The 13,189-nt window shown below is 71.5% G+C and carries 14 protein-coding genes; 9 read left to right on the top strand and 5 right to left on the bottom strand.

Features of this window, described 5'->3' with window-relative positions:
• The first annotated feature begins 93 nt into the window (after window positions 1–93).
• The 3 genes from AB0M27_RS07615 (at window position 94) to AB0M27_RS07605 (ending at window position 2,909) form a co-directional block, all read left to right on the top strand.
• A complete protein-coding gene (locus AB0M27_RS07615; RefSeq protein WP_365718982.1) occupies window positions 94–897 on the top strand; it encodes a phosphatase PAP2 family protein in 804 nt (267 codons plus the stop codon).
• Window positions 894–1,841, top strand: coding sequence for a hypothetical protein (locus tag AB0M27_RS07610; RefSeq protein ID WP_365718980.1), 948 nt, complete (start codon window positions 894–896; stop codon window positions 1,839–1,841). Before AB0M27_RS07615 ends, AB0M27_RS07610 begins: the two co-directional genes overlap by 4 nt.
• 105 nt (window positions 1,842–1,946) lie before the next feature.
• Entirely contained in the window at window positions 1,947–2,909 is a 963-nt protein-coding gene (locus tag AB0M27_RS07605) for an SDR family NAD(P)-dependent oxidoreductase (RefSeq protein ID WP_365718973.1), read from the top strand.
• Between the two features lie 132 nt (window positions 2,910–3,041).
• Here AB0M27_RS07605 and AB0M27_RS07600 read toward each other — a convergent pair whose 3' ends face one another.
• Window positions 3,042–3,890, bottom strand: coding sequence for a phospholipid scramblase-related protein (locus AB0M27_RS07600; RefSeq protein WP_365718970.1), 849 nt, complete (start codon window positions 3,888–3,890; stop codon window positions 3,042–3,044).
• Window positions 3,891–3,956: 66 nt separating this feature from the next.
• Complete coding sequence (locus AB0M27_RS07595) at window positions 3,957–6,005, bottom strand: phosphocholine-specific phospholipase C (protein WP_365718968.1); 2,049 nt, start codon at window positions 6,003–6,005, stop codon at window positions 3,957–3,959.
• A 415-nt stretch (window positions 6,006–6,420) separates the two neighbouring features.
• Between AB0M27_RS07595 and AB0M27_RS07590 the strand changes: the two genes are divergently transcribed.
• Genes AB0M27_RS07590 through AB0M27_RS07580 form a run of 3 tightly spaced genes read left to right on the top strand, consistent with a single transcriptional unit; the run spans window position 6,421 to window position 8,578 of the window.
• Entirely contained in the window at window positions 6,421–7,485 is a 1,065-nt protein-coding gene (locus tag AB0M27_RS07590; protein ID WP_365718966.1) for an aromatic ring-hydroxylating dioxygenase subunit alpha, read from the top strand.
• Window positions 7,482–7,652 carry a hypothetical protein gene (locus AB0M27_RS07585; RefSeq protein ID WP_365718964.1) on the top strand — a complete coding sequence of 57 codons (171 nt, stop codon included), beginning with the start codon at window positions 7,482–7,484 and terminating at the stop codon, window positions 7,650–7,652. Before AB0M27_RS07590 ends, AB0M27_RS07585 begins: the two co-directional genes overlap by 4 nt.
• Window positions 7,649–8,578, top strand: a complete 930-nt coding sequence (locus tag AB0M27_RS07580; protein WP_365718962.1) for a PDR/VanB family oxidoreductase — start codon at window positions 7,649–7,651, stop codon at window positions 8,576–8,578. Before AB0M27_RS07585 ends, AB0M27_RS07580 begins: the two co-directional genes overlap by 4 nt.
• 218 nt (window positions 8,579–8,796) lie before the next feature.
• Here AB0M27_RS07580 and AB0M27_RS07575 read toward each other — a convergent pair whose 3' ends face one another.
• Complete coding sequence (locus AB0M27_RS07575) at window positions 8,797–9,468, bottom strand: hypothetical protein (protein ID WP_365718960.1); 672 nt, start codon at window positions 9,466–9,468, stop codon at window positions 8,797–8,799.
• 240 nt (window positions 9,469–9,708) lie between these two features.
• Here AB0M27_RS07575 and AB0M27_RS07570 point away from each other — a divergent pair, with 240 nt between their 5' ends.
• From AB0M27_RS07570 to AB0M27_RS07560, 3 genes are all read left to right on the top strand, one after another.
• On the top strand, window positions 9,709–10,365 hold the full coding sequence (locus tag AB0M27_RS07570; protein ID WP_365718958.1) for a helix-turn-helix transcriptional regulator: 657 nt from the start codon (window positions 9,709–9,711) through the stop codon (window positions 10,363–10,365).
• Between the two features lie 14 nt (window positions 10,366–10,379).
• Window positions 10,380–10,937 carry a toxin-antitoxin system, toxin component gene (locus tag AB0M27_RS07565; RefSeq protein ID WP_365718956.1) on the top strand — a complete coding sequence of 186 codons (558 nt, stop codon included), beginning with the start codon at window positions 10,380–10,382 and terminating at the stop codon, window positions 10,935–10,937.
• A 173-nt stretch (window positions 10,938–11,110) separates the two neighbouring features.
• A complete protein-coding gene (locus AB0M27_RS07560) occupies window positions 11,111–11,338 on the top strand; it encodes a hypothetical protein (RefSeq protein WP_365718954.1) in 228 nt (75 codons plus the stop codon).
• 33 nt (window positions 11,339–11,371) lie between these two features.
• Here the strand turns inward: AB0M27_RS07560 and AB0M27_RS07555 are convergent, their stop codons facing one another.
• The gene (locus tag AB0M27_RS07555) at window positions 11,372–12,052 is read right to left on the bottom strand and encodes a 4'-phosphopantetheinyl transferase superfamily protein (RefSeq protein ID WP_365718952.1); all 681 of its coding nucleotides are present in this window, start codon (window positions 12,050–12,052) and stop codon (window positions 11,372–11,374) included.
• Window positions 12,000–12,905, bottom strand: coding sequence for a metallophosphoesterase (locus tag AB0M27_RS07550; RefSeq protein ID WP_365718950.1), 906 nt, complete (start codon window positions 12,903–12,905; stop codon window positions 12,000–12,002). The genes AB0M27_RS07555 and AB0M27_RS07550 overlap by 53 nt, the downstream gene beginning before the upstream one ends.
• Window positions 12,906–13,189 lie beyond the last annotated feature (284 nt).

The following is a 13,189-nucleotide window of genomic DNA, read 5'->3' as shown; positions in this document are numbered from 1 at the left end:
ATCGGTACGATGACGTATCGATGAGCTCCGGCCCTGGAGGCGGGAGCTCGTCCGCACCACCACACGCACCACCGTCAGCGAAGGGGCCGGGGGATGAATGCCCGAACCGAGCCTGCAGAGGCAGAAGCGGAGCCGCCGGACGCGATAGCCCGGCCGCCGCTGTTGCGCGAGTTCCTGCTCGTCGCGGGACTCTTCCTCGTCTACAAGCTCGGCCGGCGACTGGCCACCGGACACACCGCGAACGCCCTCCACAACGCCCACCGCGTATGGGACCTGGAGCGGGCGCTGCATCTCCCCCACGAGAACGCCGTACAGTCCGCACTGCTGCGCGGCGACACCCTCGTCCACCTCGCGAACGCCTACTACGCCACCGTCCACTTCCCGGCGACGCTGGCCTTCCTGGTCTGGCTGTATCTCCGGCGGCCCGCGCACTACATATGGGCCCGCCGCGTCCTCGCGGTCGTCACCACGGCCGCGCTGGTGCTGCCGTTCACGTTCCCGCTGGCCCCGCCGCGGATGCTGACCGGCGACGGCCTGGTGGACACCGCCCGCCTCTACGGCCCGTCCGTGTACGGCCCGCCGTCCAGCGACCATCTGTCCAACCAGTTCGCCGCGATGCCGTCGCTGCACTTCGGCTGGGCGCTGATGGTGGCGATCGGCCTGATCGCGGCCACCCGGTCCCGGTGGCGCCGGCTGTGGCTGCTGCACCCGCTGATCACGCTGCTGGTGATCGTGGGCACGGCGAACCACTACTGGCTCGACGCGATCGTCGCGACGGCCATGCTCGGCATCGCCCTCGCCGTGATCCACCCGCCGCACCGGACGGCCGGCACGGCGGGACGCGGGGCCGGCCGGCTCGCGGCGCGCGAGCCCGTCCTGGCGGGAGCGGGCCGATGAGCGCCGCCGCCCTGATCGCCGTCGCCCTCTCCCTCGTCTCGGCCGTCGCCTACGCGCTGGCCGCCGTCGCCCAGGAACGCCTCGCCTCCCGCAGCGCCGGTACCGGTCTGCTGCGGCTGCTCGGCACCGGCGCCTGGTGGTCGGCGGTCGGCCTGAACGCGGCCGCCGCCCTGCTGCACGTCGTCGCCCTCAAGTACGGCCCGCTCACCCTGGTCCAGCCGCTGGGCGCGCTCACCCTGGTCGCGGCCGTACCGCTCGGCGCGCGGGCGGCCGGGCGCCGGGTCAGCGCGGTGGAATGGCGCGGTACGGCGCTGACGCTGCTCGGGCTCGCCGCCCTGCTCGTCACCGCCTCCGGTCCGGCGCCCGCGCGGGTGCTGTCGCTGACCGAGGCGCTGGCGGTCGCGGGTGCCACCGCCGCCACGATCGGCATGCTGTCCCGGCCCGGCGCCCGGGCCGGTCTCAGGCACGCGACGGCGTCCGGTTTCGCCTCCGGTGTCGCCTCGGCGCTGACCCAGACGGTGACCGTGGCGGCCACGGACCGCACGGGCCCGGTGCTGAGCACCGAGGTCGTCATGGTCGCCGTGCTCGTCGCCGCGTTCGCCGTCGGCGGGCTGCTGCTCTCGCAGACCGCCTACCGGGGCGGCCTCGGCGCGCCGCTGGCCGTGGTCACCCTCGCCAACCCGGTGGCCGCCGCGGTCATCGGCCTCACCCTGCTCGGCCAGGGCCTGCGAGGCGGCCCCGCCGGCGTCCTGCTGGCCCTCGCCGGAGCAGGCCTGGCCTCCTGGGGCGTGGTCCTGCTCACCCGGGTCACCCCGGAGCCGGTGCCCGAGGACGACGACCACCCCGTGGCCGCGGTACTGGCCCTGGAGCCGGACACGGCGACCGCGGAACCGGCCCTGGTGCCACGACAGCCGGAACAGCCCGGACATCTCACGGCACTCTGAGCCGGCAAGAGCCTCGCCGGCCGGTTCGGGACATGAGTGCGGCTGCCCGGACACACCGCTGGGTCGCTTGACTTGGAGAGCACTCGAATTCGTAGCGTTCCGGACATGAGTACTGCACAGCACAAGATCGGCTCGGGTTTCGGCGCCACCAGCACCGCCGACGACGTCCTGCGGGGCATCGACCTGACCGGAAAGCTCGCCCTCGTCACCGGCGGTTACTCGGGCATCGGCCTGGAGACCACCCGCTCGCTGGTGAAGGCCGGCGCCCACGTGGTCGTGCCCGCCCGCCGCCCGGCCACCGCCGAGCAGGCCGTGGCCGACATCCCCGGCGTCGAACTGGACGCGCTGGACCTCGGCGACCTGGAGAGCGTGCGCGGCTTCGCCGAGCGCTTCCTCACCTCGGGACGGACCATCGACATCGTGATCGACAGCGCCGGGATCATGGCGTGCCCCGAGACCCGCGTGGGGCCCGGCTGGGAGGCCCAGTTCGCCACCAACCACCTCGGTCACTTCGCCCTGGTCAACCGTCTGTGGCCCGCGATCGCGCCGGGCGGTGCCCGCGTCGTCTCCGTCTCCTCCCGCGGCCACCACCTCTCCGGCATCCGCTGGGACGACATCCACTGGCGGCAGGGCTACGACAAGTGGGAGGCCTACGGCCAGGCCAAGACCGCCAACGTCCTCTTCGCCGTCCAGCTCGACAAGCTCGGCCGTGACGCCGGCGTCCGCGCCTTCGCCCTGCACCCCGGCGGCATCATCACCCCGCTCCAACGGCATCTGCCCAAGGAGGAGATGATCGAGCGCGGCTGGATCGACGAGGCCGGCAACGTGCTCGATCCCGAGGGCTTCAAGACCCCGCAGCAGGGTGCGGCCACCCAGGTGTGGGCGGCGACCTCGCCTCAGCTGGACGGGCTCGGTGGCGTCTATCTGGAGGACTGCGACATCGCCGAGCCCGCGCCGGAGGGCGAGGAGCGTGCCGGTGTCAAGGACTGGGCGATCGACCCGGAGCAGGCGGCTCGGCTCTGGGCGCTGTCGGCGGAGCTGACGGGCGTCGACGCGTTCGCCGCCTAGACGTGTCGGCGCGGCCACGTCCCCCGGACACCCCGCAACGACACGCGGCGGCGGCCGGTGCGCGCGTACTCCGTGCGCACCGGCCGCCGTTGCCGTGCTCTTCGTGTCTTGTTCTCCCCCGTCGGGGCCTGTTCAGTTCCAGCCCCGCGAGTCCTGCTTGAGGGCGGTGTCGACGGTCAGGGCCGTCGCCACCACGAGGCTCAGCAGCGGCTCGGGCAGCTGGTAGTGGATCTGCAGGACGTAGTTGTCCGCGGTCGTGAAGAGCGTCTTGGCGAGGCCCTCCCAGGTCTTGGTGATCCGGGCGACCTCGTTGTCCGCGTGGTCGACGATCGCGAAGTTCCACGCCCGCCAGTTCTCCGCCTTGATCGCGCCGACCTGCTGGCCGTTCGCGTTCATCGCGAAGTTGATCTTCCCGATCATGTTCTGCTGGACGATCTCACCGACGGGCGAGCCGTCCGGGCGCGTCACGACGACCCGGGACTTGAGGAACTTCGCGGGCCGGGTCAGCAGCAGCTGCGGCTGGCCGTAGGCGTCGCGGATCTCCAGCTTGTGGGTCATGAACTGGTCGAGGCTGGAGACGAAGCGCAGGATCTTCTTCAGCACGCCCTGCCCGACCTCGGTGACCGACCCGATGTCCCGGCCGTTCTGATCCATGACCTTGTACTCGTTGGTCACCTCGATCAGCTTGGCCTTCTGGTTCACGACCAGGACGGGCTCGGTGAAGAGGGTGCCGCCGCCGGGGCCGCTCGCCGCGACCCCGGCCTGCTGCTGCACCTGGCGCTGCACCTTGGCGTCGGCGGCCTGCGCCTGCGGGGCGCCGTACTGCTGGGGAGCGGCCTGCTGCTGCGGAACCTGACCGGCGGGCTGCCCCGCCGGGTTGGTGTGCTGGGTCCACTGCGCGCCGTCCCAGTAGCGGAGCGTCTGCGGCGCTCCGTGCGGATCCGGGTACCAACCTGCCGGAGTGTTCGATTGCGTGGTCACCGGGGCACACTACCTTGATGTGACTGGTACCTGACCAGTCCGCACGGAGCGGTGTTCATCGCCCGTTCACTCCGAGGCGATCGCCGGGTCGCTGACGCCGGGGTGACCGTTCTCGACATGGCCGGCGAAGCCGCGCAGGAAGGCCGGGTCGGCTTCGCTGGTCACCGTCACGTCGTACCAGCGCTTGCTCGCCGTGAGGTCCACGGTGTGCTTGACGGTCGCGCCGGGCCGTACGGTCACGGTGGCCGGAGCGCCGCCGTAACCGTTTGCGACCTTCAGCTTCACCGTGCCGGAACCCTTGTTGGTGAAGGTGAGTTCCAGGTCGTCGCCCACGTGCCGCGCGGTCGCCTCCGGTCCCGCGGTCTTGCCCTTGCCCTTGAAGACGCGCAGGAAGCCGTTGGGGCCGTGCACGGCGAGGTCGTGCACGCCGCCGGACCAGAGCGAGTTCCAGGTGTCGGAGAGGGACTTGCCGGCCTCGGTGGTGTAGGTCCAGGGGCCGTCGGTGCGGTTGCCGGAGGTCACCAGGAAGCCTGCGCCCGCGTGCGCCCCCGAGGCGAACGTGAGCGTGAAGGTGCCGGCCGCGGTGTCGGCGGAACCGTCCACCACCGGGGTGTACTTCAGCGGGCGGGTGGGCCGGCTGCCGTGCTCCTGCTTGGGCAGGGCCGGGTGGGCGGGCGGCTTGGGCACGTAGTCGGGGTGGCGGCCCCGGTCCGGCGGCTCATAGGCGGCCGTGGACGGCAGCGCGACCGGCTTGGTGTCCTTGCGGGAGAAGTCGAAGGCGCTGGTCAGGTCGCCCACGACGGCGCGGCGCCAGGGGGAGATGTTCGGCTCCTGCACACCGAAGCGGCGCTCGATGAACCGGACGATCGAGGTGTGGTCGAAGGTCTCGGAGCAGACGTAACCGCCCTTGCTCCACGGGGAGACGACCAGCATCGGCACACGCTGGCCGAGCCCGTAGGGGCCGGCGACATGGCTCGCGTCACCCTTGTACAGGTCGAGGGAGACGTCCACGGTCGACTTGCCCTGGGCGCCGGAGGCGGGCGGGTACGGCGGGATGACGTGGTCGAAGAAGCCGTCGTTCTCGTCGTAGGTGATGAACAGCGCGGTCTTGCCCCACACGTCGGGGTTGGAGGTGAGCGCGTCCAGGACCTGGGAGACGTACCAGGCGCCGTAGTTGGCGGGCCAGTTGGGGTGCTCGGTGAAGGCCTCGGGGGCGACGACCCAGGAGACCTGCGGCAGCTTGCCAGCCTTGACGTCGGCCTTCAGCTGGTCGAAGAAGCCCTCGCCCTTGCGTGCGTCGGTGCCGGTGCGGGCCTTGTCGTACAGCGGGTCGCCGGGCTTGGCGTCGCGGTACTGGTTGAAGTAGAGCAGGGAGTTGTCGCCGTAGTTGCCGCGGTAGGCGTCGTCGATCCAGCCCCAGCCGCCGGCGGCGTCCAGGCCGTCACCGACGTCCTGGTAGATCTTCCAGGAGACCCCGGCCTTCTCCAGCCGCTCGGGGTACGTCGTCCAGCCGTAGCCCTTCTCGTCGTTGCCGAGGACCGGGCCGCCGCCCTGGCCGTCGTTGCCGACGTAACCGCTCCACATGTAGTAGCGGTTCGGGTCGGTCGAGCCCATGAACGAGCAGTGGTAGGCGTCGCAGATGGTGAAGGCGTCCGCGAGCGCGTAGTGGAACGGTATGTCCTCGCGGGTCAGGTGCGCCATGGTCGTGGTGCCCTTGGCCGGCACCCACTTGTCGTACTTGCCGCCGTTGAACGCGGCGTGCGTGTCCTGCCAGCCGTGCGGCAGATCCTGGATGAACGCGAGGCCCAGGTCGTCGGCGTCCGGGTGGAAGGGCAGGATGTCCTTGGTGCCGTCGGACTGCTTCCAGACCGAGCGGCCGTTCTGCGTCACGGAGCGGGGGTCGCCGAAGCCGCGGACGCCTCGGAGCGTGCCGAAATAGTGGTCGAAGGATCGGTTCTCCTGCATGAGGACGACGATGTGCTCGACGTCCCGGACCGTACCGGTGCGATGGTACGCGGGGAGTGCGGCGGCGCGCTGGATGCTGCTGGACAGCGCGGTGAACGCCGTGGTGGCGCCCGCGAGTTGGAGGAATCGGCGCCGATTGACTTCGGACATGGGTTTGCGGGTCCTCTCGTCCTGACATTCGCGATACCGCCCATATGACGGAATGTGCGCGGAGCGAGTGTTCCAAGAGCAACAAACGTCAGGGAAGGGCCTGGTGGCGCCCGTGTGAAAGTCGGGGGTACGGCCGGGGCTGGGATGATGCGGCTCCTGCCCGGTCCCGCACCGGCGCGGTCCGGCGTGACGGCCGCCGGGCGTGCGCCGACGGCCGGCCGGGCGGGCGGAGACCGACCGGCCTCCTCGTCCGCGTCTGCCGAGCGCCAACAGGTCTCCGAGCGCCGCATCGGACAGCCTGCCGAGAAAACCGCCTCTCGGCCGAACGGTTCTTCCGCGAGGCGGAAGCGGGCATTGCGGCAGGGCGGAGGCCTCCCGACGATGTGGCCACCATCCACGGACGGGAGCCGCAACCATGCCGCATATGACCGCTTTCGCGAGGAATCAGTGGTATGTCGCCGCCTACAGTGAGGAGGTCGGGCGCGAGTTGCTCGGCCGGACGATCCTCGGGGAGCCGCTCGTCTTCTACCGCGCCGAGGAGGACGGCAGCCCGGTCGCCCTGCACGACCGGTGCGTCCACCGCCGCTACCCGCTCTCCGCGAGCGGCCTGGACGGCGACCGCATCGTCTGCGGTTATCACGGTTTCACCTACGACCGCACCGGCGCCTGTGTGTACGTGCCGGGCCAGAAACGCATCCCGCGCACCGCGCGCGTCGCCTCCTACCCGGTGGTGGAGCAGGACTCCCTGGTCTGGGTGTGGATCGGCGACCCGGCGCTCGCCGACCCGCAGACGATCCCGCGCGCCCGCCATCTGGACTCCCCCGGCTGGACCACCGTACGCGGCATGGAGCCCATCGACGCCGACTACGGCCTGCTCGTCGACAACCTCCTCGACCTGTCGCACGAGACGTATCTGCACGGCGGCTACATCGGCACTCCGGAGGTCGCCGAGACACCCATCACCACCGAGGTGGACGAGGGCGCGGGCGTGGTCCGGGTCGGCCGGCACATGGACGACGCCGAGTGCCCGCCGTTCTACGCCCGTTCGACCGGCATCGAGGGCCGGATCACCCGCTGGCAGGACATCGAGTACCACGCACCCTGCCTGTATCTGCTGCACAGCCGGATCGCGCCGGTGGGCGTCGTACCGGAGCCGGACGGCGGCGACCCGCACGGCTTCCACACCGAGATCACCTACGCCATAACGCCCTCGGACGACGGCAAGGTGTACGACTTCTGGGCGGTGTCCCGGGACTGGGCGACCGAGGACGCCGAGGTCACCGAGTTCCTGCGGGCCAACAACCACACCGTCGTCATGCAGGACGTGGACGCGCTCAACCTGCTGCAGCGCACTCTCGGCACCGAACGCACCGGCTACCAGGAACTGAGCATCAACATCGACACCGGTGGCCTGGCCGCGCGCCGGATCCTGGCCCGGCTGGTCGAGGAGGGCGACAAGCCGGTCGAGGGGGTTCGGTGAGCGCCGGCACCGGCGAGGTCTACCGGATCGACTGGCTGCCGGGCACCGATCTGCTGCACGGCACCTGCCACTGCGGCGCGCAGCACACCGCCGACGACCCGGTGCAGATGTGGGAGTGGATGCTGGCGCATCCCGAAGGACACGACAGCGAAGAGGCCGTACGGTGACCGAACTCGAACTCGTCGTCGCGGGCCGGGAGTTGGCCGCCGACGGGGTGCTGATCCTGACGCTGCGCGATCCGCTGGGCCATGAGCTGCCCTCCTGGGAACCCGGTGCCCATGTGGACCTGTCGCTCGGGCCGGGGCTGGAGCGGCAGTACTCCCTGTGCGGCGATCCGGCGGACCGGTCGGCCTGGCGGATCGCGGTGCTGCGCGAACCGGACGGGCGGGGTGGATCGGTGTATGTGCACGAGCGACTGGGCGAGGGTGGGAAGGTACGAGTGCGCGGGCCGCGCAACCACTTCCGGCACGAGCCCGCGCCCCGTTACCGGTTCGTCGCGGGCGGCATCGGCATCACTCCGATCCTGCCGATGCTCGCGGCCGCGGAACAGGCGGGCGCCGACTGGACGTTGCTCTACGGCGGGCGCACCCGCTCCTCGATGGCGTTCACGGCAGAGCTGGCACGCTACGGCGACCGGGTCACCCTCGCCCCGCAGGACGAGACCGGCCTGCTCGACCTGGGCCCGGTACTGGACGACCTGCCCGACGGCACCCTGGTGTACTGCTGCGGTCCGGGGCCCCTGCTGGACGCCGTCGAGGAGCGCTGCCCGGCCGGAGTGCTCCGGCTGGAGCGCTTCCAGCCGAAGGAGCAACAGGCTGGCATCGACGAGGAGTTCGAGGTCGTCCTCGCCCGCAGCGGCCGTACCGTCACCGTCCCGGCGGAGGTGTCGGTGCTGGACGCGGTGCGCGCCGCCGGGGTCGAGGTGCTCTACTCCTGCACGGAGGGGACGTGCGGCACCTGTGAGACCGATGTGCTGGAGGGCGCCCCGGATCACCGGGACTCGGTCCTCACCGAGGAGGAACGGTCGGCCGGTGACACGATGATGATCTGCGTGTCCCGCTGCCGGGGCGCCCGTCTGGTGCTGGATCTGTGAGCGCGGTCCTGGCTCAGGACGCCAGGTAGGCCTCCACCTCACTGAACTGCCCGGCCGGCCGGCCCGCGTTGGCGCTGACGGTGAGGCGGAGGTGCCGCAGGTTCATGGTGCGTGGTACGCAAAATTTCGCACGATTATCAAGTGGTTTGCGTAAGGGTGGCGGGGCGCTCGCCCTTCGACCCGGCGCCGCCGGCGACCTGAACGCCGGCGGTGCCGGGTCAGCTCTCGGGGGCCGGGACGACCGTGAGATGGGCCGCCGTGCCCCGCGAGCGGCGCGGACGGCGTACGGGCGCGGCGGGCCGGCGGTTCTCACGCAGGACCATCGAAAGGCGCCGGTACCCCAGGTCCCGCAGGACCTCCGGCGTCTCCTCGACGATGCGGCACTCGGTGGGGCCGCGCCGCGGGTCGGGGTGGAGCAGCAGCCGGACGGCGCCGTCGAGCCTGGTCGCGCGCTCGCCGACGGCATGGATCCAGTGCGGCAGGCCCTGCCGGTAGGCGGCCTCCATGAGCGGGTCCTGGGCGATGTCCCGGCGGATCGCCTGGAGTTCGTGGTCGTGGCCGTACGTCTCCAGGGCGGTCCTGAGGTGGGCCAGCATCGGCAGGCACCAGCCCTGCTCGTGCTCGCCGAGGATGTCGCCCGCGTCCGGATGGAACAGGACGAACCGCAGGAAGTTGTCCCCGGGCATGGCCGTCGCCTGCCGGCGCATTCCCCGGAAAAGTGTCTCGAACGCGCCGTTGGCCATGACGACGTCCCAGCGGTGGTCCACGACCAGGGACGGGCAGACTTGGGACTCCAGCAGTACGGCGTAGTCCTGGAGGTACGTCTGGGTCTCGCAGGTGTCGGGGACGGGCCGCGGTGCCGGCCGCTGCCCTCCTGCCTGATGTGCCATCGGGAGGTCACCCCTCTTGCCTCTGCGGCCTTCACGCGGCCCTGCGATCCTGCGGCCCGCGACAAGACCGTGTCAACTATCGTGGCATTCCACGCCCGTTGACGGCTGAAATTCGCCACAGTTGTGGCGACACCTGGATGTGAGTTCGACGCACCCGCTACTCTCCGGGAAGTCCACGGCGATCGCTCGTGAGAAGCACGGACGCATCTGAAGCCCTCGAGAGACGTAGGAGTTCTGTCGGTGACGGATGGCTACGAGGATCCGGGCGCCACGGCGACCGCCCAGCTGCCGGCCGTCGTCGCCCGCGTCACCGCGCTCGCCGACCGGCTCGGCGTGCCGCACGCCGAGGTCTTCGACGTCGGGCGGCTCTCCGTGGCCTGCGGGGTCCCGGAGCCGGTGGTCAAGGCCCTGCTCACCGGCCGGCCCGCCGGTGAACCGGACGTGCAGGCGCGCTTTCTGCAGCGCCTCGGCCTGCTGCGGCGCACTCGGCTGAAACCCAACGGCCGCAAGTACACCCAGCAGGAGATCGCCGACGGCGCGGGCATGTCCCGGCAGCAGGCCGGCGCCCTCATCAACGGCGACCGGCGGCCGACCATGGAGCACTGCGACGCGCTGCAGCGTTTCTTCCGGGTGCACGCCGGCTTCCTGACCGCGGAGGACCCCGAGGCACTGGCGGGCGCGCTGCAGCGTACCGAGCAGGAGCTGCTGACGAAGCTCGCCGACCGGGAGCGGGCCGCGGCCGGGACCGACGAGGATCCGCTGGAGCGGCTGCTGCAGGACCACGGGGTGCGCGGAATAGCCTGGCGTGCCGCACAGTTGCCCACCGACCAGCATCGGGACAAGGTCGCGGAGTGGCTCGACATGCTCCTGGAGAGCGTCAAACGGCCCGAGTCGTGAGCCGGGGGAGGACAGTGGGCATCGGCAGGGACATGCGCCGGCTGTGCAACGAGCTGGTGGGCGGTCTTGCGCTGTCCGCGCCGGCGCCACCGCGGGAGCTGTACGGCGCGCTGTGCGAGGCGATGAGCCGCCGCCGGGGCCGTCCGGTGCACTTCCGTGCGGCCCCCTTCCCGCCGGGCACGGCGAGCGGCCTGTGGCTGGACCTGACCGACCGCGACCTGGTCGTCGTGGAGGAACGCACCGCGCCGGACCACCAGTTGGTGATCCTCGGCCACGAGCTGTGGCACATGCAGGCCGACCACCGCGGACACCACGTCGAGGGCGTCGGGGTCGCCACGCGCCTGCTGCACGACGACACCGACCAGGACGCGCTCCAGGCCACGGTGCAGCGGGTCGCGGCCCGGACCCGTTTCGATCTCGCCGAGGAGCGGGACGCCGAGACCTTCGGTCTGCTGCTGGCCAGCAAGTGCCGGACCTGGCTGGCCGGTTCGGCCCTGCGCGGACCGGTGCAGCGCGATGACGTGGCCGGGCGCATCGAGGCGTCCCTGGGGTATCCGGGGCTACAGGGCTGATCCAGGACGCAGGGGTGACCTGGGGCCGTGCGGCACAGGGGCGAAAGGATTCGGCCTCGGCTGAGCGGGCGAACCGGGACTCGGCCGAACGGCGTTGTCAGTGGTGGGCGGCAAGCTGGAGAGGCGCGCCGCAGGGCGCGCGACCGTGACGCCTACTCGGGGAGAGCCGACCGATGCCCACCGCCGTACTGACCGACCGTGAGCGCACCGCCGTACAGGCCTATCTGCGGCTGTTGCACACCGTGCGCGCCGCCTTCGACGGGCCGCCCGGCGGCGGCCGGCCCGCCCTGGTGCCGCCCGCCGTGCTGGCCGAGGCGGAACAGGCTCTGGCGCGCGCGGGCCTTACGGGCAACGAGGAGCAGTTCTTCCGGCTGCTGCGCGACTGGTGCCCGCCGGCCTGACCGGGCCGGGTGGTCCGAGCCGCTGCCGGGGGATCAGGAATGCGGGACGACCACGGCGGTGGCGACCACGCCGTCGCGTACGACCCACCTGCCGTCGAAGACCTGGAGCCGGCGGCCGCCGACCCGGGGCCCGGGGACGAGGAGTTCGGCACGCAGGGTGCCGTGCGGCTCGTCGCCGGGGCTCGGGTCGAGGGTGATGTCGGCCTCGGAGAAGTCCAGCCAGGTGCGGGTCAGGGGGAACCACGCCTTGTAGACGGACTCCTTGGCGCTGAACAGGATCCGGTCCCAGTGGACGGCGGGCCGCTGCCCGTGCAGCCGGGCGAGCCGCTCGGCCTCGGCGGGCAGGAAGACGGATTCACCGACGCCGTCCGGGAGCGGCCCGTGCGGTTCGGCGTCGATGCCGAGGGAGGCCAGGTCGCCGGCCGGGGCCAGCGCGGCGGCGCAGTAGCCGTCGCAGTGGGTCATGCTGCCGATCAGGCCGGCCGGCCAGCGCGGCGCGCCCCGCTCGCCGCTGAGGACGGACTGCGCGGACACGCCGAGCTTCTCCATGGCGCGCCGGGCGCAGCCGCGTACGGCGGCGAACTCGCGGCGCCGCTTGGTCACCGCGCGCTCGACGAGCGCTGCCTCGTCGGGGTGGAGCGGGGCGTCCCACAGCGGATCGTCACGGTGTGCCTCCACGGCCACGACCGACTCCGGGAGCAGCTCCTCGATCACCGGCTTCGACCTCCATCGGCAGGATGCGGCGCAGCGTTCCCGGCGGCTCCGGGCGCTTGCGCCATTCACGGGGATAGCCTACGGAGACCTCCTCGAAGCGGACTCCGTCGTGCCAGGTGGTGCGCGGTATGTGCAGATGGCCGTAGACCATGGTCGCCACGCGGAACCGGCGGTGCCAGTCGGCGGTCAGCAGGGTGCCGCACCACATGGCGAACTCGGGATACCACAGCACCTCGGTGGGATGCCGGTGCAGCGGATAGTGGTTGACCGGTACGACCGGCAGGTCCGCGGGCAGCTCGGCGAGCCTGCGCTCGGTCTCGGCCACCCGCGCCCGGCACCAGGCGTCACGGGTCGGATACGGATCGGGGTGCAGCAGGTACTCGTCGTTGCAGACCACGCCGGTGCTGTGCGCGTAGGCCAGGCCCTCGGCCTTGGTGGCGCAGCCGGCCGGCAGGAACGAGTAGTCGTACAGCAGGAACAGCGGGGCGACGACGACCGGGCCGCCGGGGCCGTGCCACACCGGGTAGGGGTCCTCGGGGGTGACGACGCCCAGCTCGCGGCAGAGTCCGACCAGGTGCTCGTAGCGGGCGACGCCGCGCAGGGTGACCGGATCCTTCGGGTGCGTCCACAGCTCGTGGTTACCCGGGGCCCACAGCACCTTGCGGAATCGGCCCGCGAGCTTCTCCAGGGTCCAGCGGATGTCGGCCACCGTCTCGGCGATGTCACCGGCCACGATCAGCCAGTCCTCGTCGCTCGTGGGCCGCATGTCCTCGACCAGTGCGCGGTTCTCCGGATAGGTGATGTGCAGGTCGCTGATGGCCAGCAGCTGCCCGGCCCCGGCCGCAGACTCCACCCCGCACCCCTTTCGATCATCGTCCGCCGGGACCACGAGAACACATTCCCGGACACCCCCACAAGAGGCACCCCGGCCCCTGTGTCGCACGGCCCGGCGGCGGCCGACGCCGACCCGGACGGACCCCGGCGAGCCTACTGGACGAGCCCCGGAAATCCGTAACATCCGCGTTGCACGCGCGGGCTCTTGAAAGCCGTATGATCGCCCCGACACCATCACCCCCAACCTCCCTTTTCGCAGGGGTTCTTTGGTGTCCCTTCCTCCCTCCTGCCCGGGCACGGGCC

It is taken from the genome of Streptomyces sp. NPDC052107, assembly GCF_040680215.1.
Lineage (GTDB): Bacteria > Actinomycetota > Actinomycetes > Streptomycetales > Streptomycetaceae > Streptomyces.
This window is presented reverse-complemented; position numbering and strand designations above follow the sequence as displayed.